The following is a 24,602-nucleotide window of genomic DNA, read 5'->3' as shown; positions in this document are numbered from 1 at the left end:
TCAGTAGAAATTAGTAAGTAGTGAAATTCACTACTCACTACTTGGCGCTCAGCGATTGCGCCTGCGCTCCGCCGCCGGCTGGAAGGCCACGCGGGCGTGGTATTTGCAATATGGACCGGTTTCTGCGGCTTCGTTGCCGCAGAAATTGAAGTCCTCCGACAACGGATCGCCGTTCGGCCATTTGCAGGTGCGCTCGGTCAGTTCGACGAGTTGCAGATGCCGAGAGATCGGTACCACCACATTCTCGACCGGGCGGATATAGTGTCGCGCCACCGGCTCGGCGTCGAATTGCGTCTGAAGGGCGGTCGCGCCGATCGATGCCGTGACATGGCGAGCCGTGGTTGCGGCGCGCGCCACCGATTTCTGGACGGTCGAGCCCTGTGTCGCCTTCTTCTGGCGTGCCGGCGTCGCCGTTGCGCGGCCGCGGCCCGACAGCTTCAGCCGATGCACCTTGCCGATGACGGCATTGCGGCTCACCCCTCCAAGCTGAGCGGCAATCTGGCTTGCGCTCAGACCCTCCGACCACAGTTTTCTGAGAAGTTCGACCCGCTCGTCAGTCCAGTTCATGAGACCGCGCTCCTGCTAAGCGTGCGGCAATCGGAATCCACTCCCGACCCAGCACCACTGCTGGGGCAGACACCACATATATCTGGTGATTAGGTCCGCCGCACGAAATCTAGTTATTTCTCGACTACAATTACCTTATGCGCTGACTCGGTGACAAGAGTCCCAAGTGCAACACGAATCGGTTTTTTCGGTTTTCCCCAACTTGCCCGGTCGCTTATGAGCCGGCATCGCGTTGGAGGGCTTGCCGCGCGCACTACGCGACGTTTTCGTTGACTTCATGGCCGAAAAACACGATAAGCCGCACAAGGCCGCCGCTTTGGCGGCTTTTTTGATTTTCCGGTACCGGAGACGCATATAATGAGCGGTTCGGCGCTTTACGAGACCTTTGCTCGCGCACCCCTGGCTTTCGACTACGGGGAAGGCACCTGGCTGGTTACCGACAAGGGCGAGCGATATCTCGATTTCGCCGGCGGTATCGCGGTCAATTCGCTTGGCCACGGCCATCCGCATTTGGTCGCGGCGCTGACCGAGCAGGCCGGCAAGCTCTGGCACGTCTCCAACCTCTATGAGATCCCGGGACAGAGCCGGCTTGGCGAGCGCCTGGCTGATGCCACCTTCGCCGACAAGGTGTTTTTCACCAACTCCGGCGCCGAGGCGCTGGAATGCGCGATCAAGACGGCGCGGCGCTACCACTTCGTCAAGGGTCATCCCGAGCGCTTCCGCGTCATCACCTTCGAAGGCGCCTTCCATGGCCGCACGCTTGCGACCATCGCCGCCGGCGGCCAGTACAAATACCTCGAAGGCTTCGGCCCCAAGGTCGAAGGTTTTGACCAGGTCGGCTTCGACGACATCGATGCCGCCGAGAAGGCGATCACGCCGGAAACCGCCGCGATCCTCATCGAACCGGTGCAAGGCGAGGGCGGTATTCGCCCGGTGCCCACACAATCGTTGAAGCGGCTGCGCCAGCTCTGCGACCAGCACGGCCTGCTCTTGATCTTCGACGAGGTCCAGTGTGGCATCGGCCGCACCGGCAAGCTGTTCGCGCATGAGTGGACGGGCGTGACGCCCGACATCATGGCGATCGCCAAGGGTATTGGCGGCGGCTTCCCCATGGGCGCGTGCCTGGCCACCGACGAGGCCGTGGTTGGCATGACGTCGGGCGTGCACGGCACCACCTTCGGCGGAAATCCGCTGGCCATGGCTGTCGGCAATGCAGTCCTCGATGTGGTGCTCGAAGACGGCTTCCTCGAGGATGTGCAGCGCAAGGCATTGCTGTTGAAGCAAGGCCTGGCGGCGGTCGCGGACGAGTTTCCCGATGTCATCGAAGGCATCAGGGGCACCGGCCTGATGCTTGGCCTCAAATGCGCCATGCCCAACACCAAGGTGAACATGGCGCTGCGCGACCAGCATTTGCTGGCGGTTCCGGCCGGTGACAACGTCATCCGCCTGCTGCCGCCGCTCACCGTCACCGACGCCGAGATCCACGAAGCGCTCAACCGCATCCGCGCTGGTGCCAAAGGCCTGGCGGACGCCATCGCCGTGGCCGCCGCGAAGTAATTCCGGAATATTGCTGATGTCAGTTCGCCATTTTACCGATCTTTCCACCGTTTCCGAGGGCGACCTGCGTTTCATGCTGGACGATGCGGTGGTGCGAAAGGCGCGCCTCAAGGCTGGTGAGCGGACCAAGCCGCTCGAAGGCAAGGTGCTGGCGATGATCTTCGACAAGCCGTCGACGCGCACACGCGTTTCCTTCGACGTGGGCATGCGCCAGCTTGGCGGCGAGACCATCATGCTGACCGGTACCGAGATGCAGCTCGGCCGCTCGGAAACCATCGCCGACACCGCCAAGGTCCTGTCGCGCTATGTCGACGCGATCATGATCCGCACCACCTCGCATGACCGGTTGCTGGAACTGACCGAGAACGCCACTGTGCCGGTGATCAACGGGCTGACCGACGACACCCATCCCTGCCAGCTGATGGCCGACATCATGACCTTCGAGGAGCATCGCGGTCCGGTTGCCGGCAAGACCATCGCCTGGACCGGCGACGGCAACAATGTGCTGCATTCGCTGCTCGAAGCGTCTGCACGGTTCCGCTTCAACCTCAATGTCGCCGTTCCCGAAGGCAGCGAGCCGGCGCAGAAGCACGTCGACTGGTCCAGGGCGCATGGCGGCAAGCTCCATTTCACCCGCTCGCCCGAGGAAGCCGTCGACCAGGCCGACTGCGTCGTCACCGATTGCTGGGTGTCGATGGGCCAGGAGCATCGCGCCCGTGGCCACAACGTCTTCTCGCCCTACCAGGTCAACGCGAAGCTGATGGCGCATGCCAAGCCGGACGCGCTGTTCATGCACTGCCTGCCGGCGCATCGCGGCGAGGAAGTGACCGACGAGGTTATCGACGGACCCCATTCGGTGGTCTTCGACGAGGCCGAGAACCGGCTCCACGCCCAGAAGGCGGTGCTCGCCTGGTGTCTTGGTGCTTGAGATGAAGTGTCCGGGCGCTTGATCTGCGGGGGCGCGATGCCTATCTGCGCCGCATCACGCAAATCAAGCGCGTTTGGACGCATGCACCCCAGCGGGCGGCATGGCCGCGCCCTGGAGCTTTGTCATGTTGGAAACGCATCAAGTGACTGAACATCACCCCAAACTCGGCGAGTTCGGCTATGCCGGCGACGACCATGTCGTGCCTTTCGAGGTCGGCCCGCTCGACGTGCGCGGTCGCACGGTCCAGCTCGGGCCGATGCTCGACGCCATCCTCAGCCGCCACGACTATCCCGAGCCGGTCGCCCGCCTGCTGGCGGAAGCCTGCGTGCTGACGGTGCTGCTCGGCACCTCGCTCAAATTCGAGGGCAAGTTCATCCTGCAGACCCGCACCGACGGGCCGGTCGACATGCTGGTGGCGGATTTCACGACGCCTTCGGCGCTGCGCGCCTATGCGCGCTTCGATGCGGATCGGCTCGAGGCGCTGGTCGCGGCAGGAGAGACGTCCCAGCAGACGCTGCTCGGCAGCGGCGTGCTGGCGCTGACCATCGACCAGGGTGCCCACATGCAGCGCTATCAGGGTATCGTGCAACTCGACGGCGAGACGCTGGAGGACGCGGCGCGTACCTATTTCCGCCAGTCGGAACAGATTCCGACGGATATCAGGCTGTCTGTGGCCAAGCTTTTGACGCCGGGCCCTGGTGGCGCGCGCGAACAGTGGCGTGCCGGCGGCATCCTGGCGCAGTTCCTGCCGCAGTCCCCCGAGCGTATGCGCGTTCCGGACCTGCCCGGCGGCGACGGCGATCCACGCGAGGAGATCCACGATCCGGCCGACAATTCCTGGCAGGAATTGCTGGCGCTGCTCGGCACCATCGAACCGACAGAGCTGATCGATCCGACGATCGGCGCCGAACGGCTGCTCTATCGCCTGTTCCATGAGCATGGCGTGCGCGTTTTCGGCGGCGTCCCCGTCGCCGACCAGTGCTCATGCTCCAGGGACAAGATCCGCGGCATCCTCGAGGGCTTCTCCGCGCAGGAGATCAAGGACTCGACCGAGGATGGCGGCATCCACGTCGCCTGCGAATTCTGCTCGAAGCAATATGACTTCGACCCTGCGGAATTCGCTGCGCAGTGAGTCGAGCCTTCTCCCCGTGCAACGGGGAGAAGGACGCTAATTCACCGTCCGTCTCGTTCCCGGCAGATCCAGCGAAAAGGCCGGGATGGCGATGTCGAATGTCTCGCCGCGCTGGTTGCGCATCGTATAGCGTCCGACCATGATCCCTGACGGTGTCGAGAGCGGGCAGCCCGACGTGTATTGATAGCTGTCGCCGGGATTGAGTTCGGGCTGGTCGCCGACAACGCCGGGGCCGCGCACTTCCTCGACCCGGCCGGCGCCGTCGGTGATGTGCCAATAGCGCGACAGAAGCTGCACGAATTCGTCCGACTGGTTGTCGATCGTTATCTGGTAGCCCCAGACGTAGCGGTTCTCGGAAGGATCCGAACGGTCCTCGAGATAGAACGGCCTGACCTGCACTTCGATATTGCGCGTTACGGCGCGGTACATAAGCGGCTCCAAAACGATATCGAGCATGATCGCGAAAAGTGGAACCGGTTTTCTCGGTCAAACGCTTCCCGTTTGTTCAAAGGCCATGCTCAAACAAAATAAAACTCTCGGCCCTCCAGGCGAGGAGGTCAACGTGCGCGTCTTGACGCGCTCGTCCTCGAAAGGCAGGTGCCGGCAAAGAATGTCATTTAAGTGACACATGACAATGGTGGTGTGCGCGAACCGAGCGACTCGGCGCTCTGTCGAACTGTTGAAAGCGGCCACACCGCGGGCCGTCTCTTCCGGAGTGCCCAGACCTCGATGGAACTCACTCTCATAGCCACCTCGCTTTCGACTGCTCTTATCCTTTCCAACGCTGCCAGCATCGCGCTGGCCGCTTCGCGGCTGAAACGGCGCACCACGATCGCACGGCCTGCCGGCAAGTTGCCGCCGGTGTCGATTGTCGTGCCGTCGCGTGGTGTCGAGCCGTTCACGCACGAGACGCTGGAACGCGCCTTCTCGCTCGACTGGCCGCGCTATGAGTTGATCTTCTGCGTTGCCCACGCCGATGATCCGGTGGTCGGTTTGATCAGACAGGCCATCGCCCATTTCCCCGAGGTGCCGGCCCGGCTGTTGATCGGTGACGATCGCGTCAGCGCCAATCCCAAGCTCAACAATTGCGTCAAGGGCTGGGAGGCGGCGCGGCACAACTGGGTCGTCCTGGCCGATTCCAACGTGCTGATGCCCAGAGATTACATCCAGCATCTGATTGCGGCGTGGCGGCCAAACACAGGCCTTGTCTGCTCGACGCCGATAGGCTCACGGCCGGATGGCTTCTGGGCCGAGGTCGAATGCGCCTTCCTCAACACGCTGCAGGCGCGCTGGCAGTATGCCGGTGAGGCGCTCGGCCTTGGCTTTGCCCAGGGCAAGAGCATGCTTTGGAACAAGCCGATGCTGGATGCCAATGGCGGCATCCGCGCGCTGGCAGCCGAAATCGCCGAGGACGCCGCCGCGACCAAGCTGGTCAATGGGGTCGGCCTGCGCGTCAATCTCGTCGCTTCGCCCTTCGAACAGCCGCTTGGCCGCCGCACGCTTGGCGAGATCTGGTCCCGCCAGGCTCGCTGGGCGCGCCTGCGCCGCGTTACCTTTCCTCTGTTCTTCGCGCCTGAAATCCTGACCGGCGCGGGGGTGCCGCTGGTGCTTGCGCTGGGTGCGGCGGCAAGCGCCGGCTTCAGCCTGCCGCTGACAGCCGTCGCCGTGCTTGCGGCCTTCTACCTTCCGGAATGCGCACTGGCCTGGTCCAACGGCTGGTACCTGTCGCCGCGTATGGTCGCGGCGATGATTGTGCGGGACTTGATGCTTCCAGCCATGTGGGCGCGCGGCTGGCTCGGCGGCGCTGTCGACTGGCGCGGCAACGCGATGACCATCGGCACCAAGGCCGCCGAACTTGAAGAGACGCCGTCGCGCGCTTGAACCCGCCGCGGTCGACGCCGTCTGGACGGCCTGCTATTGGGCGGCTTTCAACGCCTGTGCGATGTCCTCCAGAAGGTCGTCGGTGTCTTCCAGGCCGGCCGACAATCTCAACGTACCGGGCCCGATGCCGAGTTCGGCGCGGGCTTCGTCGCTCAAATTCTTGTGCGTCGTCGTCGCCGGATGGGTGATCAGGCTCTTGGCGTCGCCAAGGTTGTTCGAGATCAGCACGATGTCGAGTGCATTCTGCAGGGCGAAGGCTGCCTGCTTGCCGCCCTTGACATCGAGGCAGATCAGCGTCGAGCCACCCGACATCTGCTTCTTGACGATATCGGCCTGCGGGTGGTCGGCGCGGCCGGGATAGATGACACGCGCGATCTGCGGCTGCTCGGCGAGAAAATCGGCGATCCTGCCAGCGCTCTCGGTCTGCTGGCGCACGCGCAGCGGCAGCGTCTCCAGGCCCTTCAGCAGCGTCCAGGCATTGAAGGGCGACAGGCTGGGGCCGGTATGGCGGAAATAGTCGTGCAGGTTCTCGTCGATCCACTTCTTGTCCGACAGGATCACGCCGCCGAGACAGCGGCCCTGGCCGTCAATGTGCTTGGTCGCCGAATAGACGACGATATGCGCGCCAAGCTGCAACGGCTTTTGCTGCAAGGGCGTGGCGAAGACATTGTCGACGACAAGCCGCGCGCCGATTGAATTGGCCAGTGCGGCGACGGCTGATATGTCGACCACTTCCAGTGTCGGGTTGGTCGGGCTTTCCAGGAAGAAGAGCTTGGTGTTGGGCCTGACCGCCTTTTCCCAATTGGCGATGTCGGTGCCGTCGACCAGCGTGGCCTCGATGCCGTATCGCGGCGCCAGCGTCTCGACCACCCAGCGGCAGGAGCCGAACAGCGCGCGCGCCGCCACGATATGGTCGCCGGCCTTGACGCTGCACAGAAGGGCCGCTGTGACCGCGGCCATGCCCGATGCCGTGGCGCGCGCATCCTCCGCGCCTTCGAGCGCGCACATGCGCTTTTCGAACATGTCGACGGTCGGATTGGCGTAGCGGGAATAGATGAAACCTGGTTCCTCGCCCTTGAAACGGGCTTCTGCCGCCTGCGCCGTCTTGTAGACATAGCCCTGCGTCAGATACATCGCCTCGGAGGTTTCGCCGAAGCCGGACCGCAGGGTTCCGCCATGCACGAGGGCTGTCTGAGGCTTCCAGTTGCGCTTCTTGGTGCTCATCGCTTTATTCCAGACACAAAAAAACCGGCCGCGAAAGTCGCAACCGGTCCATACGGCCTTGCGGCCCGACGGTCCTTTAGCGACTTGTTTAACGTGGCTGCAAGCCGACCGGCCAAATCACCACGGGATAAAGACCCTTTAGACCCGTCCCACGCTTGCGTCAATTGCCGGCTTCATTAAGAGGTTTGTACCAGGCGGGTTCGACACAGCCTGCCCTCTAGGAGCGAAGCCTTGCGAGAGACGGGCATTCTTCCCGATCAGGACATTTCGGCGCTGTTCCAGTCTGGGGCGCTGAAGTCGACGCGCGCGCTCGATGCCGACCAGATCCAGCCGGCCAGTCTCGATCTGAGACTCGGCGACAAGGCCTGGCGAGTGCGGGCCTCCTTCCTGCCCGGCCCCAATCACAAGGTTTCGGAGAAGCTCGACCGGCTGAAGCTGCACGAGATCAATCTTGCCGACGGCGCGGTGCTGGAAACCGGCTGCGTCTACATCGTGCCCTTGCTTGAAAGCCTGGCATTGCCGGCGGAAATTTCCGCCTCGGCCAATCCGAAAAGTTCGACGGGGCGGCTCGACATCTTCACCCGCGTCATGACGGACCGTGGCCACGAGTTCGACAAGATCGCGGCCGGCTACAGCGGTCCGCTCTATCTGGAAGTCAGCCCACGCACTTTCCCGATCGTCGTGCGCACCGGTTCGCGCCTGTCGCAGATCCGCTTTCGCACCGGCAACGCGCTGCTCGCGGAAGCCGAACTGCATGAACTGCACCGCGCGCAAATGCTGGTCGCCACCGAGCCGCCGAATATTTCGGGCGGCGGCATCGCGCTGTCGATCGATCTCAAGGGCGACAGTGACGGGCTGGTCGGTTATCGCGGCAAGCATCACACCGGCCTTGTCGATGTCGACAAGCGCGCGGCGCAGGATGTCGTCGATTTCTGGGAGCCGATCCACAAGAGCGGCGCCGGCGAGCTGGTGCTCGATCCTGACGAATTCTACATCCTCGTCAGCCAGGAGGCGGTACATGTGCCGCCGCTCTACGCAGCCGAGATGACGCCATTCGACCCGCTGGTCGGCGAATTCCGCGTGCATTATGCCGGCTTCTTCGACCCAGGCTTCGGCCATTCGGCGGCCGGCGGTACCGGCAGCCGTGCCGTGCTCGAAGTGCGCAGCCACGAGGTACCTTTCATCCTCGACCACGGCCAGATCGTCGGCCGGCTGGTCTACGAGCACATGCTGAAGCGACCGCAGGCGCTCTACGGCACCGATCTGGGCTCCAACTACCAGGCGCAAGGCCTGAAGCTGTCCAAGCACTTCCGCGCCGCGCGGTGATCTTTACAGCCCGGTCTGCCTGACTTCGCTGGGATCAAGTCTCGGGCCTACCTTGCGCGTCCAGAAGGCCGCGCGGTGCCATGAGGCCGATCGATAGATGATGGTTGGTCTAAGCTACCGCTTGAGACTTGATCGGCAGGACAACAGCTTTGCTGCCTTCGGGAACCCGGTCGTACAGGTCTATAATATCCTGATTGAGCAGACGGATGCACCCCGAGGAAACCTTTGTGCCGATCGTCCATGGCTCGATTGTGCCATGGAGCCGGTAAAGCGTGTCGCGCCCGTTGCGATGAAGGTAGAGTGCGCGAGGGCCGAGAGGATTTCGCGGTCCTCCCGCAAGACCGTTGCGCAAGGGGCCGTAGCGCTCGGGATCGCGGCCTATCATGTCCTGCGTCGGGGTCCAGCGTGGCCATTTCTGCTTCCAGGCGATCACCGCCTCGCCTTGAAAATTGAAAGATTCCACCTTTCCCACACCAACGCCATAGCGTATGGCCCGGCCCTGTTCCAGAACCAGATACGCGAATTTTTCATTGGGATCGACAACTACCGTCCCGGGACGCTCGCTTCCTGCATAGGCCACTTCGCGGCGTAGATACTTTGGGTCGACGATCCGCGACAGGTCGATCGCGTCGACCGGGAACGGCTCGCCAGGTACGGCGGCGTACATCGAAAGATAATGTGGATCCGCCGTCGGCGGGGCGGTGGCCGGAAGCAAAGGCACGGTGGCGTTGGTGGCGCAGCCGGCAAGCACCAACGGCGTGGCGATCAGAAACCCTCTACGATTCAAGGTCATAATCTCCTTGGCAAATTTCGTCTTGATATGACCAGCCTCCTTGGCATAAGCAATGAGAATTGATTTATAGCTTCAATAACTGATTGGAATACTATGGACGTCGCTGCAGCCTTGAGGGCCTTCTTGCGGACCGTCGAGAGAGGGTCGATAACAGGCGCCGCGCGAGACTTGGCCATTTCCCAGCCTGCGGTATCAAAGCTTGTCTCGAACCTGGAGAAACATCTCCAGGCCCGGCTCCTGGAGCGTTCGGCGCGCCACGTCAGACCCACGCCGGAAGGCAGGGCACTATATGATGCGAGCCGGACTCCCTTGGCCCAGATCGACGCCGCTTTGGAAGGTGTGCGATCGGACGCCGGTGTGATCGAGGGCGGTATTCGTGTTCATACTCCCTCATGCATCGGGGCGAAAAATCTGCATCCAATCGTGATGGAGTTTCAACGCAGGCATCCGAAGGTGACGGTGGAGCTTGTTCTCGAAAACAGGATGGTCGATCTGGTCTATGAAAATTTCGACCTTGCAATCCGCTATGGGCGCCCGGAGGCGCAAGAAGTTATTGTTCGGCGCATCGGTCAGGTTCGTCGAATTTTGGTTGCCAGTCCGTCTTTCCTGCGAAGGGTCGGACCTATAGACACGCTCGATCAACTGGCCGTGGCTGATCTTGTCGTTACTCCGGCCGTACTGTCCTCCCGCAACATGCTCGCGCTCATCAAAGGTTTTGAGCAGACGGAAGTGGCGGTTCATTCGATCCTGCGTACGAACGATGCGAGCGTGATCGCAAATACGGTCCTGAGCGGCCATGCCGCTGGACCGGTTCAGCTTCTTCTCGTGTCCGAGGATTTGAAGGCTGGGCGGCTCGTTCGAATCTTGCCCGACTACGAGGTACGGCCAAGCGAATTGTTCATCGCTTACCCATCCATCCGGTTCATGCGCCCAGCCGTCAGGGCGCTGAGCGACCATATCATTTCTCGGTTGACGCAGGTCGACGGCGTTGACACGACCGGCGTCGCCCCGGCGGAAAAGGCTTTGGGGCCAAGCATTGCCCTTCTCGACGCACTCCAGTAACGAGCGCCTTACAGAGCCTTCACCGCGACCTTCACAGGCTTTTCGATCTCCAGCGGATTGCGCAGCGGCAGGCCGAAATCCCCAGCCTCGATCTCGAATACATCGCCGGCCTCGGTCTTGACGCCATCGGCGAAGGACAGCGTCGCTGTGCCGAACATGTGCACATGCACGTCGCCCGGCTGGCGGAACGCCGAATATTTGAAATGATGGTGTTCGAGATTGGCGATGGTGTGCGACATGTTCGCTTCGCCTGACAGGAACGGCTTTTCCCACAGTGTCTCGCCGTCGCGCACGATGCGCGACGTGCCCCTGATATCGGAAGGCAGGTCGCCGATCAGGATCTCCGGCCCGAACGAGGCATTGCGCAGCTTGGAATGGGCGAGGAAGAGATAGTTCACGCGCTCGGTCACGTGGTCGGAAAATTCGTTCGACAGCGTGAAGCCGACACGGAAGGGCGCGCCGTCGTCGCCGATGACATAGATGCCGGCCACCTCTGGCTCTTCCCCGGCGTCCTTGGCGAAGGCCGGTGACAGGAGCGCCGCACCTGGCGCCACGGCCATGGTGCCGTTGCCCTTGTAGAACCATTCCGGCTGCACGCCGACCTGGCCTTTGGCGGGCTTGCCGCCCTCCAGGCCCATTCGGAACATCTTCATGGAATCGGTGAGCTGCTCCTCGCCATCGGTGCTGAGCTTCTTGTGCATGGAATCGCGCGTCGCCGCCGAGCCGAGATGCGTCAAGCCCGTACCGGTGAGATGCAGGTGAGCCGGATCGGGATGGTTGATCGGCGACAACAGCCGCCCCTTCTTGTAGGCCAAGTCGAGATCGATCGTCTCGCCAAGCCCCTTGCGCTCGATCAGCGTGGCAAGGCCGACGCCGGTGCGGGCAGCTTCCATGGCCAGCGAATAGACGCTGCGGGCGCCGTTGATGATCCGGGTCTTGCCGCCGCTGCGGGCAACGACACGAATGGTGTCGGCGTCGTCGAGAATCTGCGAGATCAGCATGGTCAGTCCTCTCTCATGTGTCTTGGCCCGGCTGCCTCCTGGCAAACCTTGACCTGCGCGGCTCGGACCTAGCCGCGCCACGGGTTGAACTCTTCGTCCGGATTGCGCTCGCGGGCTTGATCCCCCGGGGGATCTCCTGATGCCGACAACTTGCCGGCCGCGCCGCGATCGTATGCCTCCTGCTTGCCTCGCCTAAACCTGTCAGGCCTTGTTCTTGTTGTAGACGTCGAAGATCACGGCGCCGAGCAGAACCAGGCCTTTGACCACTTGCTGCCAGTCGACGTTGACGCCCATGATCGACATGCCGTTGTTCATCACGCCCATGATGAAGCCGCCGACCACGGCGCCGATGACCTGGCCGACGCCGCCCATCGCCGAGGCGCCACCGATGAAGACGGCGGCGATGACGTCGAGCTCCGAGCCCAGACCCGCCGCCGGCACGGCCTGGCCGAGGCGGGCAGCGATGATCAGGCCGCCGAGCGCCGACAGCACGCCCATGTTGATGAACACGTAAAGCGTCAGCCGCTCGGTGTTGATGCCCGACAGCTGCGCCGCCTTGGCGTTGCCACCCATTGCGTAGATGCGACGGCCGATGGTCATACGCTTGGTGACGAAGACGAACAGCGAGATCAGCACGCCCATGACGAGGAGTACCACCGGCAGTCCCCTGTAACTGGCGAACTCATAGACCAGGAACAGCGCCAGCGCGCTGGCGACCAGCGTCTTGACGACGAACAGGGGGAAGGGTTCGGCCTCATAGCCATGGCGCTCGCGCTTGCGCCGGGTGCGCAGCCCGAAATAGGCATAGGCCAGCACGGCGATCACGCCCAGCACGATCGTCGTCATATGCAGCGTCAGGCCGCTGCCCATGATGGTCTTGCCGGCGGCATTCACCGTCGGTGGGATCAGCGTCAGCGGGCCGATCACGTCCGGTATGAAGCCGGAGCTCAGCGCCTTGAATTCGTCTGGAAGTGGCCCCACCGAGGATCCGCCGCCCAGCAGCGCCTGGCAGATGCCGCGGAAGATCAGCATGCCAGCCAGCGTCACGATGAAGCTCGGTATTCGGTGATAGGCGATCCAGTAGCCTTGCGCCGCGCCGATAAGGCCGCCCACGATCAGGCAGACGATGGACACCACCAGCGGATTGCTGAGGGGCCCGAGCTGCCAGATGACCATCATGTTTGCCGCCAGCGCTCCGATGAAGCCCGCGACCGATCCGACGCTGAGGTCGATATAGCCGGAAACGATAACCAGCAGCATGCCCAGCGCCATCACGATGATGAAGGAGTTCTGCTGCACCAGATTGCTGAGGTTCACCGGCTTGAACAGCGTTCCCGACGTGGTGAACTGAAAGAACAGCATGATGACGATCAGCGCGATGATCAGACCGTATTCGCGCAGGTTCGCCGTCAGCGCCGAGACGGCGATGCGTGGACGTTGTTCTTCGGCGACGTTGCCCTGCGGGGCGGGGGCGCTTTCGGTGCTCATGCTGCTTTTCCTTCTCCCCGAACGATGGCGCGCATTATTTTTTCCTGGCTTGCGTCCGCCGCGGGCATTTCGCCCACGATGCGCCCTTCGTTCATGACGTAGATGCGGTCGGTGATGCCGAGCAATTCCGGCATCTCCGACGAGATGACCACGATCGCCTTACCTTCCGAGGCAAGACGCGCGATGATCGTATAGATTTCGTACTTGGCGCCGACATCGATGCCGCGTGTCGGCTCGTCGAGGATCAGCACGTCCGGGTCGGCGAACAGCCATTTCGACAGCACCACCTTCTGCTGGTTGCCGCCCGAGAGATTGCCGGTCATCTGATAGACGCTCGATGCACGGATGTTCGTCTTCTTGCGATAGTCGTTGGCGATGGCGAGCTCGCGCAGATCATCGATGACGCTGTGGCGCGACACGCCGCCGAGATTGGCGAGTGTTATGTTGTGCTTGATGTGGTCGATGAGGTTGAGACCGTAGGTCTTGCGGTCCTCGGTGACATAGGCGATGCCGTGTTCGACCGCCTTGCTCACCGACGAGACATCGATCTGCTTGCCCTTGAGCAGCACCTCGCCGGTGATGCGGCGGCCATACGAGCGGCCGAACAGGCTCATTGCGAATTCGGTTCGGCCAGCGCCCATCAGCCCGGCAATGCCGACCACCTCGCCCTTGCGCACGTTGATGTCGATGCCCTTGATCACCTGCCGTTCGGCATGGAGCGGGTGGTAGACCGACCAGTTCTTCACTTCGAACACGACCTCGCCGATCTTGGGCTCGCGCGGCGGGTAGCGGTCGTCGAGCGAACGGCCGACCATCGAGGTGATGATGCGGTCTTCCGAAATGTCCTTCTTGGCCAACGTCTCGATGGTGCGCCCGTCGCGGATGACGGTAACCTTGTCGGCGACCCGGTTCACCTCGTTGAGCTTGTGCGAGATCAGGATCGAGGTCATGCCTTGCCGCTTGAACTCGAGCAAAAGATCGAGCAGCGCCTGACTGTCCTTTTCGCTGAGCGATGCCGTCGGCTCGTCGAGGATCAGCAGCTTGACTTCCTTGCTCAGCGCCTTGGCGATCTCGACCAGCTGCTGCTTGCCGACGCCGATATTGGTGATCAGTGTCTTGGGGTCCTCCTTGAGACCCACCTTCTTCAACAGGGCGCTGGTGCGCTCCTCGTTGGCATCCCAGTCGATCACACCGTATCTGGCGTGTTCGTTGCCGAGGAAGATGTTTTCGGCAATCGACAGCATCGGCACCAGCGCAAGCTCCTGGTGGATGATGACGATGCCCTTGTGTTCGCTGTCATGGATGCCTTTGAACTGGCATTCCTGGCCTTGAAAGATGATCTGGCCGTCGTAGGTCCCCGCGGGATAGACGCCCGAAAGCACCTTCATCAGCGTTGACTTGCCGGCGCCGTTCTCGCCGACCACGGCGTGAATCTCGCCTTCCTCGACACGCAGGTTGACATTCGACAGCGCCTTCACGCCGGGGAACGTCTTGGTGATGTCGCGCATCTCCAAAATCGTCGAGGTCATTGGCGCAAGCTCCTCCGAGGCCGGCAGAAACAATACCGGGGTCGCTTGTGAACGAAAAGGGGCCCTGCGTTGCGCAGGACCCCTGACTTTACAACCGAAATTACTTCAGGTCTTCGGCCTTGATGTAGCCCGAGTCGACGACCAGCTTCTGGTAGTTCGACTTGTCGACCTCATGCGGCGTCAGCAGGATCGAGGGAACGACCTTGATGTCGTTGTTGTAGGTCTTGGTGTCGAGGCCATCAGGCTTGCCGCCCGAGAGCACCTTGTCGACGAGTTCGACGGTGGCCTTGGCCAGATCGCGGGTGTCCTTGAACACGGTCGAGTACTGTTCGCCCGTGATGATCAGCTTGACCGAGGCGGTCTCGGCATCCTGGCCGGTCACGATCGGCCAGGGCTGAGCGGCCGTGCCGTAGCCAACGGCGCGCAGCGAGGCGGTGATGCCGCGCGACAGGCCGTCATAGGGCGACAGGACGCCATCGACGCGGCTGCCATCCGAATAGTTGGCCGACAGCAGGTTGTCCATGCGGGCCTGGGCGGTCGCCGCCAGCCAGCGCAGCGTGCCGACCTTGTCCATACCCATCTGGCCGGACTTGATCTTGATCGAGCCGTCGTCGATCAGCGGCTGCAGGACGGAAATCGCACCATTGTAGAAGAAGAACGCGTTGTTGTCGTCGGGCGAGCCGCCGAACAGCTCGACGTTCCAGGGCTTGGTGTTCGGGAAGCGCTCCTTGAGGCCCTTGACCAGCGAATTGGCCTGGATCACGCCGACGCCGAAATTGTCGAAGGTGGTGTAGTAGTCGACATTGGCGGTCTTCTTGATCAGGCGGTCATAGGCGACGACGACGACGCCGGCGTCAGCGGCCTTCTGCAGCGCATCCGACAGGGTGGTGCCGTCGATCGAAGCGATGATCAGCGCCTTCGGGCCTTTGGTGATTTCGTTTTCCAGCTGGCTGAGCTGGTTGGGGATGTCGTCCTGCGCGTACTGCAGGTCAACGGTGTAGCCGAGAGCCTCGAGCTGGGACTTGACGGCATCGCCGTCATTGATCCAGCGCTGCGAGGTCTTGGTCGGCATCAGCACGCCGACAAGACCCTTGTCGGCCGCGTGCGCCGAGTAGGTCATGGCAGCGATGCCAAGCGCCGCGACTGCGGCCAGTGTCTTGATGATTTTCACTTAACTCTCCCTGGTTGATGGACGCGGCACCCCGGGGGTCGCGGGCCGCGCAATCGTGCAGAAGCGCCAAGGCACTGCTGCCGTCATATCGATCTCCGGTATCCTCCCATGGCCCCGAAACGCTGATTTCAATCGATACGATTTTATCGTCGGCGACCGTCGCGTCTCGGGACGCGCTGACGTTGCCGCCCTTTTGCCATAACTGTCAAATGCGATCTTTGATGATTGCTATACCGCAAGTGGTATGTGTTATGATGCGTGATGGATCGCTGGCAGATACCAACGGGCCGCGAGCGGAGGTAAGGAAAGCCATGGCGACGTTGCCGAATCCGGTCGCGGTTTCAAACGTTTACAGTGACGTACCGGGCGACGGCGAAACCCTGCTGCGCAGCGGTCTCAGCCTGCGCCACATGCGCATGATCGTCGCCCTCGACGATCATGGCCGGGTGAGCGCGGCGGCGCAGGTCATGAACATCTCGCAGCCCGCGGCCTCGCGCATGATCGCCGAGATGGAGGCGGTGCTCGAGGTCAAGCTGTGCGAAAGGCTGCCTCGCGGCATCACGCTGACACCCTACGGCAAGGCGCTGGCCAGGCGTGCGCGGTCGATCCTGCTGGAGATGCGCGAGGTCGACCGCGAGATTTCCGAGCTCAAGGCGGGCAAGGGCGGATCGGTGTTCCTCGGCGCTGTGACGGCGCCCGCGATCGAACTGGCGGTACCGGCGATCCGCGAAATCCGCCGCATCTACCCGCGCATCGAGATCACCATGCAGGTCGAGACCTCGAATGTGCTGGCGCGCGAACTGATCGCCACACGCCACGATTTCATCATCGCCCGCATCCCCGACGACCTCAATCCGCGGCTGTTCGAATCGCGTGTCATCGGCGTCGAGAAAGCCTGCCTTATCGTGCGCCGTGGCCACCCGCTCACCAGCGGCGGCGTGGTGCGGCTGGAAGACACCGCCGCCTATGACTGGGTCTTCCAGTCGGGCGGTTCGCCCTTGCGCCAGGCGATGGAGAGCAATTTCCTGAACCGCAACATCGCCCTGCCGGACCGAATCCTCAACACCAGTTCGCTGCTGCTCACGCTGGTCATGGTCGCGCAATCCGACGCCATCGCACCGGTGTCGGTGCAGGTGGCGAAATTCATCCAGAATCCCGACGGGCTCGCCGGCGCCATTGACGTCGTCCAGACCGAATTCGACATCGAGGTCAGGCCCTACAGCCTGATCACGGTCAGGAATCGCGTGCTGTCGCCGGCCGCCAAGATGCTGCACGATTTCATCCTGCGGGAGGTCGGTTGATGCGTGGCCACATGATTGTCGGCGGGTGCGGAGGTTGCCATCTGGTGTATTGATCGGTTTACAATGACCCTGCAGATCCATTGCAGGACAGGCGGGTAGGGGACGTGAAAGCGAACGTCGTCGTTGTCGAGGATGATCCGCTCGTCGCCGCTCATGTCGGACGCGGCGTGGCGGCGCATGACGGCTTGTCGCTGGCGGGCATCGCGGGCACGCTGGCCGGTGCGCGTGCTCTGCTCGAGGAGAAGGTGGACCTGTTTATTCTCGATCTTGGCCTTCCCGATGGAAGCGGGATCGAACTGATCGAGGAAATCCGTGCACGAGGCGGTCTTGAGCCGAAAATACTCGTCCTCTCGGTGCTGGGCGATCAGGATACGGTGCTGGCGGCTGTGCTGGCGGGAGCGGACGGCTATCTGCTGAAAGATATCGACAGTCTCGACATCGGTCAGCAGGCCGCCGATGCGTTGACCGGTGGTGCGCCATTGTCGCCCAGCATCGCCGCTTATGTGCTGCGTCATCTGCGCCGGCAACGGGAAGATTCGAAATCGGATGATGCCGATCCGCCGCTGTCACCGCGCGAAATCGAACTGCTCCAGCTTCTGGCGCGGGGGTACAGCAACCGGCAGGCGGCGGCCGAACTGGAAATATCGCCGTACACGATCGGCGATCACGTGAAATCGATCTACAGGAAGCTCAGGGTGAGCAATCGGGGCGAGGCCATGGTACGCGCTTTTCGCAGCGGGCTGCTGCGCCTGTGACCATCATGCCCCGGCTGACGGGATGGCGCCGCGCGCTGGCTATCATTCTCGGCGCGCAACTGCTGTTCTGGTGCGCTTATACGCTCATCATCGCCGGTTTTCAGCCTGTGGGCACACTAGAGGAATATCGGTTGCCGGCGGCGCGGGCGCTGCTGGCGTCCGAGCCGGCCGAGGTGGGCGCCTATGCTGCCGGGCTTTCAGGGCCGGCCATGCTGCGTATCCCAGGCTGGCAGCCCGTGGTCCTGCGGCCGGCGCAGGCGAGTCTGTTGTCGCGCGCGGAGACGTCGGCCGGGAATGAGTGGTCGCTCACCTGCCGGGGAAATCCTTGTCCGGAGGCCGCGACAGCTTATGCAGGGCCTTTCGACCGTATGGATGAGGCCGCCGGTCGGGAGAAGTTCCAGCGTTTCGACATGGTATGGCTGGTCGTTGTGACGGAACTGATGATGGGCGCAGCGCTGCTCGTCCTGTTGCCGGTCAACGGCTTTTCGCGGCTCCAGTGCATCACTGGCCTGCTGCTCATATCGGTGGGCATCGACGCCTGGCTCACCACCTTCGGGGCGGAGAGCCTGCCCTATGTCTGGTTTCCGTTGCTGCGCTACGGCGTGGAATATCTGATGCTGACGTTAGCAGCGCTTGCCGTGAACGCCTTTGCCGACTGGCGGTCGCGCGAGGCGTGGGCAGCCTGCGGCTGCTTTGGCGTCGCCTTCGCCATATTGCTTGGGACCGTGGCCGCAGGCGTCGGCTTTGCGACAATTGTGCCCTGGCTCGATGCGGTGGCGCTGACCCTGCTGTTGGGATATGGCGTTTTGGCCTTGCTGCGGATGGGACGGACAGCTCCCGGGCCGGCGATCCGGGTTCTGGCGATATTGCTGGTCGCTCTTGCCTCGATTGGCTTCGACCTGTTTGTCCTGCCGCCGCCCAACGGCTTCGCGCTACAGGCGTCGGTCCTGGCACCGCCATTGACGATGTTCGGCATCCTGTTCGAGATCGCTCTGCAGGGGCACAGGCTCAACCAGGAGGCGGAGGAGGCGCGTAGCGACCTGGAACGTCAGGTGCTGGAGCAGGATGCGAGCCTGCTGCGCTCCTCGCGATTGTTGCGCCATCAGGAACGGTTGCTGGCAATCGACGCAGAGCGTCAGCGTCTGCTGCGCGACATGCACGATGGGGTCGGAGGTGTGCTGACGCATCTTCTCCTCGATGTCCGCGAGAATCGACTGACCTCACGGGAAATCGAGCAGGGATTGCAGTCTTCGGTCGATGACCTGCGCAACATGGCCAGTGCGATCGATGCGGGCAACGAACCGATCGACGAGGCGCTGGCGATGTTCCAGGAGCGCATGGCAGGCCGTCTTGCCCGATCCGGCATCACGCTGGACTATCGCTGCACGCTCCCGACCCCGGCGCCGAGCCTCGACGTGCGGCGGCTGCTCAGCCTCTATCGGCTGTTGCAGGAGGGTATCGCCAACAGCTTGCGCCATGCTTCCGCCACAAGGATCGAACTCGCGATGAACCCCGGTGACGATGGCGTCATTCTCGTCATACTGTCGGACAACGGAATGGGGTTCGAGCCCGAGAGAGCCTCAGGCGCTGCCGGCGAAGGACGGGGCCTTGCGAACATACGTCGTCGGGCTGACCAGATGGGCGGACGAATAGCAATCGAAAGCGCGCCTGGGCGCGGCACGCAACTGACCTTGGCCATTCCGACCCATGCTGCGGGACGAAAGGCCTGATCGCTGCGTCAGAGGTGGTCTGAGCGGGGCTCGAGCGCTCGGCGGTCCGGCTTAAGATGACGGCCGACCGGATGCCGGTAAGCGAGTTGCCTGGCCGCCGGGCCAAATGCCGAAATCTGCCGTGATATTCTGCCGGTACCCCCTCGAACGCGGGATTGATGTATCCGCCGCCCCGGCGGAAAAGATCATCAACGACTCCCGTCCGGGATCGGGGAGCAAATCAATGAAACCGCGGTGCCGCCGATGGCGGCGCGGGGGAGGGCGTATGCCCGCGCTCCCTTGCGCCGACGCGCGGACGGCTGCCGTGGGGGAGCATGGCAATGAAGGCAGGGCGCGGCAATCGTTCGAGGACCATTTCGCTCGGCAGGCTGTCGGTCACGACCTCGACCCTCGCGCTCCTCGCCATCGCGTGCGCGCCTTCGACGGGCCATGCGCAACAGGCTTGTGACCCGGGAGGGGGACCGTACACCGGCGGTTTCCCGGTTTTTAACGGCGGCCCCACCAATGGTTGCAAAGTCGACGCCGATACAGCCGATACTTTTAGCGGCACCGTGGCCGCAACCTTCCGCAATGGCGCCGTCCTCAATGCGAACGCGGCCGGCGCCGTCAGCGGCGGCCTCGTGCAATTGCCGACCTTCGATGCCGTCGTGAATGCGAACGTCGCCAACGCCATCACCGGTGGCACGCTGACAATCAACGGCACCGTGAACGCACTGGCCACCGGCGCCATCGATGGCGCTTGGTTGAGGCTCGGTGGAGACGGCGTCGTCAACATATGGGCCGCCAACGCAACGACAGTGAATACCGACTTGGAGTTCGGCAGTCAGGCAGTGGCCGCGGGAGGTCTCCTCAACCTCAACGGCTACAGCACGACAATCGGTCGGATCACGAACTACATCCCCAGCGGGCAGATCGTAAACGGCGGCGCGACGGATGCCGTGCTGACGATCGATGGTTCGGCACTTGGAGATTCTTCTTTCGGTGGCGTCATCGCCGACGGCGCCGGTGGCGGCACGCTCGCTTTGGTCAAGCGCGGGTCGGGCGCGCAAACGCTTTCGGGCTCCAACACATATACCGGCGGGACGCGGATCGAAGCGGGCACCCTGGACCTCAAGGGCAACGGCACGCTCGGTGCGCCAACGGGGGAGCTCTACATCGGCAGCGGCGCCACGCTCCTTCTTGATACAACGGCCCTGACGATCGGCTCGCTGTCGGGTGCGGGCACCGTCACCCGTTCGGACTTCAACCCCGGCCTGCTCACCGTCAATCAAGCCACCAACACCACTTTCAGTGGCGCCATCGCGGATTACTTCGACGAAATCAACGGCGTAACCACCATGACCGGGCTGACCAAGTCCGGTACCGGCACGCTCACCCTGAGCGGCAGCAACACCTATACCGGCACCACCAATGTGACGGGCGGCACGCTGCTCGTCGATGGATCCCTGGGCAATGTGATGTGGGGGCCCATTCTGTTGGGCACGTCGACGGTTGCGATTGCGTCCGGCGGCAGTCTCGGCGGTGCCGGATCGATCGCCGGCGACGTTTCCGTGGCGTCCGGCGGCATCCTCCTGGGCCGCACCGGCCAGACCCTGTCGATGGGATCGCTGGCGCTGAACGCTGGCTCGGTTATCGATGTCTCTCTCGGCGCACCGGGCAACACGCGCCTGTTCAACGTCGCTGGCAACCTGACGCTTGCCGGCACGCTCAATGTCAGCGACGCCGGCGGTTTCGGCGACGGTCTCTATCGCCTGTTCGACTATGGCGGGGCGCTGACCGACAACGGGATGACCATTGGCGCGACGCCAGCCGGTTATGCTGGCGGCGATCTGGCCGTGCAGACTTCAGTGGCTAACCAGGTCAACCTGCTGGTCGGGGCGGTAGCGCCCGGCTCCTACAGCTTCTGGAACGGCGCGCAGACCGTGCCTAACAATATGGTCAACGGCGGCACAGGCACCTGGAGCGCTGCCGGAACCAACTGGACGAACGCGGGCGGCAGCGCGAGCGGCGTCTACGATCCAGCGGCCATGATGATCTTCCAGGGCGCGCCGGGCGTGGTCACGGTCAGTGCGGGCGGTGGCGCGATGGATTTGGGCGGCGGGATGCAGTTCTTCGTCGATGGCTATCAAATGTCCGGCGATGCGCTCAATCTCACCGGATCCAGCGTTCCGATCCGCGTGGGCAACGGCACCACGGACGGCGCGGGCATGTCCGCGACCATCTTGTCTGCGCTCACCGGCAGCGGTGGCATCGACAAGACCGACCTCGGAACGCTCATTCTTTCCGGATTCAACACGTACACGGGTGGAACCACGATCTCGGCGGGCACGCTGAAGTTCGACGTCGACCTGGGCGGCACGCTTGGCGCACCGACTGGTGCGCTTGCGATCGCCGGCGGTGGCACGTTTGATCTTACCGGTACCAACCAGACGGTCGGCGCGCTGTCCGGCGCCGGCAGCATTACCACTACGGTGTATGGCGGCCGGCAAAGCCCGCTCACGGTCAATCAGGCGACCAACACCAGTTTCAGCGGTGCGATCACGGACGGATTCATGACGGGCGCTGGGGACGGCGCCGTGTGGCTCATCAAGGATGGTGCGGGCACGCTGACCCTGACCGGCAACAGTGCGTTTTCGTTCACCACCGTCGATGGCGGCACGCTGGCGATCGCACATGGCGGTACGGTCGCGAACCTGACCAGCTATATCGGCGAAGTGGCCGGCAGCAATGGCACGATGCTCGTTACCGGCATCGGGTCAGTGTGGACGACGGATTATCTGCGCCTCGGCTATCAGGGTGCGGGCACGCTTACCGTCGCGGATGGTGGCAGAGTCAGCACCGGCGTCGGCACGGTCGATATGGTGCGCACAAGCTCCGCCAGTGGCACGCTGAATCTGGACGGCACGGCCGGAGCACGCGGGGTTCTGGAAACCGGCGGTGTCTGGAAAGGTCACGATGGCGCGAGGGTCAATTTCGATGGCGGCATTTTGCGCGCCACGAGTGCCGACACCGATCTGCTCGGGCATTTCGCTGCCGGCGATGTGACGATCAAGGCGGGCGGCGCCTTCATCGACAGCAACGGTTATGACGTCGAGATCTCTTCCCCGCTGGGCGGCGTCGGGGCGCTGACCAAACAGGGCGCGGGCGAACTGTACGTGATCGGAGCCAATACGTACGAAGGCGGCACCAATATCGAGGCGGGGAGGCTGTTCCTTGGAGATGGCGGCACGCTCGGCGCCCCGACCGGATCGCTTTTCGTCGCAAGCGGCGCCACTCTCGATCTCGGCATCACGTCGCAGACCGTTGGTTCGCTGTCGGGCGCGGGCGATATCACCAGCACGGTGGCGATGGGATCCCCCAGCTTGCTCACCGTGGATCAAGCCACTGACACCACCTTTAGTGGCGTCATCAGGAATGGCATGCAACTCGTCAGTCCCGGCAGCAGCACCCTCCCGGCGATTCTCGTGCCGACGGTCGTTGGGCTGACAAAATCGGGCACGGGCACGCTCACCTTGAGCGGTGGCAATACCTATACCGGAAATACCAACGTGACCGGTGGAACGCTGCTCATCGAAGGGGCCTTGAACAATACCCAGGTCGCGGTTGCATCGGGTGCTGCGCTCGGCGGCACCGGCACGATCACGGGCACGGTCACGGTCTCCGGCCGCCTCTTCACTGGCCCGGTCGCATCTGGCGTCGGCATCGGCACGATGAACGTGGGTGCCGTCACCTTCAATGCCGGCTCGACCTATCAGGTCGCCGCGAACGCGGCCGGACAAGCCTCCCGTCTCGACGTGACCGGGCCGGCCACGATCAACGGCGGGACGGTCAGCGTGCTGGCTGGCGCGGGCAATTACGGACCTCAGACCGACTACACGATCCTGTCGGCGACCGGCGGCGTCAGCGGTACGTTCGCCAATGTGATCAGCAATTTTGCCTTCCTCGATCCTTCGCTCAGCTACGACGCGGACAACGTCTATCTGCGGCTGCACCGCAATAACATCAGTTTTGCCTCGGTTGGCCTGGGCGCCAACCAGATGGCCACCGGTGGCGGCGCCGAGAGCCTAGACAGCGGCAATCCGCTCTACGACGCCATCCTGGGGCTACCCGCCACGGCTGCCGCTCGAGATGCCCTCGACCAATTGTCGGGCGAGATTCATGCCTCGGCCAAGGGCATGCTGCTGGGAGATGGCCATTTCGTCCGTGATGCCGCCACCAGCCGCATCTCTGCCGCCTTCGGCGACGACAGCATGGCCGCTCTACCGATCATGGCCTATGGCGAGGGTGGTCCCGAAATGGTCGCCGCCGACACCGATCGTTTCGCCGTCTGGGGTCAGGCTTTTGGGTCTTGGGGCAGCACGGACTCCGATGGCAACGCCGCCGCCTTTGATCGCTCGACTGGCGGCCTGCTGGCCGGCGCCGATGCGTCGGTCGGCCGCTGGCGTCTCGGTCTGCTTGGCGGCTACAGTCATTCGAGCTTCGGTGCCGATGATCGCAATTCGAACGGTAAGAGCGACAACTATCATCTCGGCCTCTATGGCGGTACCAATTGGCGCGCCATCGCCTTCCGCACCGGCGCCGCCTACAGTTGGAGCAGCATATCGACCAGGCGCTCGGTAGCCTTCGACGGTTTTGCCGACGCGCTCTCGGCCGACTATGGTGCTGGCACCGCGCAAATCTTCGGGGAGTTCGCCTACAAGGCCGATGCCGGACAATTCAACTTGGAGCCTTTCGCCAATCTTGCTTATGTCAGCGTGCACACAAACGGGTTTACCGAGCAAGGTGGCCCAGCGGCGCTGGCCAGCGCCGCTTCGACCACCGATGCCACCTTCACCACCCTCGGCTTGCGCGGTTCCACCGAATTCGCGCTTGGCGGCGTCAACGTCACAGCGCGTGGCATGCTCGGCTGGCGTCATGCCCTCGGCGATATCACGCCGCTGTCGACCGTCACTTTCGCCGGCGGCGATCGCTTCACCATCGCTGGCGTGCCGATCGGCAGGGACAGCGCGCTCATCGAGGCGGGTCTCGACCTGCTGCTCGCCCCCAACGCCAAGCTCGGCCTGTCCTATACTGGCCAGTTCGGCGGCGGCGTTGACCAGGGCGCCAAGGTCGATCTCGGCGTGAAATTCTGAGGGCGCCGGCGTCGCGTTCTGTCGC

The 24,602-nt window shown here is 63.2% G+C and carries 18 protein-coding genes and 1 riboswitch; of the genes, 10 read left to right on the top strand and 8 right to left on the bottom strand.

The window, feature by feature from the left end; all coding sequences use genetic code 11:
* Positions 1 to 48: 48 nt before the first annotated feature.
* A complete protein-coding gene (locus AC07SZ_RS23705; protein WP_056570053.1) occupies positions 49 to 567 on the bottom strand; it encodes a GcrA family cell cycle regulator in 519 nt (172 codons plus the stop codon).
* A 357-nt stretch (positions 568 to 924) separates the two neighbouring features.
* Here AC07SZ_RS23705 and AC07SZ_RS23700 point away from each other — a divergent pair, with 357 nt between their 5' ends.
* From AC07SZ_RS23700 to AC07SZ_RS23690, 3 genes are all read left to right on the top strand, one after another.
* Positions 925 to 2,124 carry an aspartate aminotransferase family protein gene (locus AC07SZ_RS23700; protein WP_494916118.1) on the top strand — a complete coding sequence of 400 codons (1,200 nt, stop codon included), beginning with the start codon at positions 925 to 927 and terminating at the stop codon, positions 2,122 to 2,124.
* A 16-nt stretch (positions 2,125 to 2,140) separates the two neighbouring features.
* Positions 2,141 to 3,052 (top strand): ornithine carbamoyltransferase, encoded by a 912-nt coding sequence (argF, locus tag AC07SZ_RS23695; RefSeq protein WP_056570462.1) that lies wholly within the window; start codon positions 2,141 to 2,143, stop codon positions 3,050 to 3,052.
* 100 nt (positions 3,053 to 3,152) lie between these two features.
* Positions 3,153 to 4,184 carry an Hsp33 family molecular chaperone gene (locus AC07SZ_RS23690; RefSeq protein ID WP_081294919.1) on the top strand — a complete coding sequence of 344 codons (1,032 nt, stop codon included), beginning with the start codon at positions 3,153 to 3,155 and terminating at the stop codon, positions 4,182 to 4,184.
* A 36-nt stretch (positions 4,185 to 4,220) separates the two neighbouring features.
* Here AC07SZ_RS23690 and apaG read toward each other — a convergent pair whose 3' ends face one another.
* Complete coding sequence (gene apaG / locus AC07SZ_RS23685; RefSeq protein WP_056570466.1) at positions 4,221 to 4,613, bottom strand: Co2+/Mg2+ efflux facilitator ApaG/CorD; 393 nt, start codon at positions 4,611 to 4,613, stop codon at positions 4,221 to 4,223.
* A 300-nt stretch (positions 4,614 to 4,913) separates the two neighbouring features.
* Between apaG and AC07SZ_RS23680 the strand changes: the two genes are divergently transcribed.
* Complete coding sequence (locus AC07SZ_RS23680; protein ID WP_494916115.1) at positions 4,914 to 6,065, top strand: ceramide glucosyltransferase; 1,152 nt, start codon at positions 4,914 to 4,916, stop codon at positions 6,063 to 6,065.
* Between the two features lie 33 nt (positions 6,066 to 6,098).
* On the opposite strand, the gene AC07SZ_RS23675 is transcribed toward AC07SZ_RS23680, so the two are convergent.
* On the bottom strand, positions 6,099 to 7,289 hold the full coding sequence (locus AC07SZ_RS23675; protein ID WP_172374920.1) for an O-succinylhomoserine sulfhydrylase: 1,191 nt from the start codon (positions 7,287 to 7,289) through the stop codon (positions 6,099 to 6,101).
* A 56-nt stretch (positions 7,290 to 7,345) separates the two neighbouring features.
* Positions 7,346 to 7,423: riboswitch (SAM riboswitch) on the bottom strand.
* A gap of 97 nt (positions 7,424 to 7,520) precedes the next feature.
* On the opposite strand from AC07SZ_RS23675, the gene AC07SZ_RS23670 reads away from it, so the two are divergent.
* Positions 7,521 to 8,615 (top strand): 2'-deoxycytidine 5'-triphosphate deaminase, encoded by a 1,095-nt coding sequence (locus AC07SZ_RS23670; protein WP_494916113.1) that lies wholly within the window; start codon positions 7,521 to 7,523, stop codon positions 8,613 to 8,615.
* 109 nt (positions 8,616 to 8,724) lie between these two features.
* Here AC07SZ_RS23670 and AC07SZ_RS23665 read toward each other — a convergent pair whose 3' ends face one another.
* Positions 8,725 to 9,408 carry a L,D-transpeptidase gene (locus AC07SZ_RS23665; RefSeq protein WP_056570064.1) on the bottom strand — a complete coding sequence of 228 codons (684 nt, stop codon included), beginning with the start codon at positions 9,406 to 9,408 and terminating at the stop codon, positions 8,725 to 8,727.
* A 93-nt stretch (positions 9,409 to 9,501) separates the two neighbouring features.
* Here AC07SZ_RS23665 and AC07SZ_RS23660 point away from each other — a divergent pair, with 93 nt between their 5' ends.
* Positions 9,502 to 10,470 (top strand): LysR family transcriptional regulator, encoded by a 969-nt coding sequence (locus AC07SZ_RS23660; RefSeq protein WP_172374918.1) that lies wholly within the window; start codon positions 9,502 to 9,504, stop codon positions 10,468 to 10,470.
* A gap of 8 nt (positions 10,471 to 10,478) precedes the next feature.
* Here AC07SZ_RS23660 and araD1 read toward each other — a convergent pair whose 3' ends face one another.
* From araD1 to chvE, 4 genes are all read right to left on the bottom strand, one after another.
* The gene (araD1, locus tag AC07SZ_RS23655) at positions 10,479 to 11,471 is read right to left on the bottom strand and encodes an AraD1 family protein (RefSeq protein ID WP_056570068.1); all 993 of its coding nucleotides are present in this window, start codon (positions 11,469 to 11,471) and stop codon (positions 10,479 to 10,481) included.
* Positions 11,472 to 11,672: 201 nt separating this feature from the next.
* Positions 11,673 to 12,959, bottom strand: a complete 1,287-nt coding sequence (gene mmsB, locus AC07SZ_RS23650; RefSeq protein WP_056570070.1) for a multiple monosaccharide ABC transporter permease — start codon at positions 12,957 to 12,959, stop codon at positions 11,673 to 11,675.
* Positions 12,956 to 14,488 (bottom strand): multiple monosaccharide ABC transporter ATP-binding protein, encoded by a 1,533-nt coding sequence (gene mmsA, locus AC07SZ_RS23645; RefSeq protein WP_056570468.1) that lies wholly within the window; start codon positions 14,486 to 14,488, stop codon positions 12,956 to 12,958. Before mmsA ends, mmsB begins: the two co-directional genes overlap by 4 nt.
* 100 nt (positions 14,489 to 14,588) lie before the next feature.
* Positions 14,589 to 15,659, bottom strand: coding sequence for a multiple monosaccharide ABC transporter substrate-binding protein (chvE, locus tag AC07SZ_RS23640; protein ID WP_494916112.1), 1,071 nt, complete (start codon positions 15,657 to 15,659; stop codon positions 14,589 to 14,591).
* Positions 15,660 to 15,970: 311 nt separating this feature from the next.
* Between chvE and AC07SZ_RS23635 the strand changes: the two genes are divergently transcribed.
* The 4 genes from AC07SZ_RS23635 (at position 15,971) to AC07SZ_RS23620 (ending at position 24,577) form a co-directional block, all read left to right on the top strand.
* Positions 15,971 to 16,960, top strand: coding sequence for a LysR family transcriptional regulator (locus AC07SZ_RS23635; RefSeq protein WP_056570074.1), 990 nt, complete (start codon positions 15,971 to 15,973; stop codon positions 16,958 to 16,960).
* A gap of 80 nt (positions 16,961 to 17,040) precedes the next feature.
* Positions 17,041 to 17,715, top strand: coding sequence for a response regulator (locus AC07SZ_RS23630; RefSeq protein WP_494916111.1), 675 nt, complete (start codon positions 17,041 to 17,043; stop codon positions 17,713 to 17,715).
* Between the two features lie 5 nt (positions 17,716 to 17,720).
* Positions 17,721 to 19,445, top strand: a complete 1,725-nt coding sequence (locus AC07SZ_RS23625) for a sensor histidine kinase (RefSeq protein WP_494916285.1) — start codon at positions 17,721 to 17,723, stop codon at positions 19,443 to 19,445.
* Positions 19,446 to 19,765: 320 nt separating this feature from the next.
* The gene (locus tag AC07SZ_RS23620) at positions 19,766 to 24,577 is read left to right on the top strand and encodes an autotransporter domain-containing protein (RefSeq protein WP_494916109.1); all 4,812 of its coding nucleotides are present in this window, start codon (positions 19,766 to 19,768) and stop codon (positions 24,575 to 24,577) included.
* Positions 24,578 to 24,602 lie beyond the last annotated feature (25 nt).

This window comes from Mesorhizobium sp. GW821-FHT07A06 (assembly GCF_059419085.1).
Note: the sequence above shows the minus strand (reverse complement) of the source record. Positions and strands in the feature narration are given on the sequence as shown.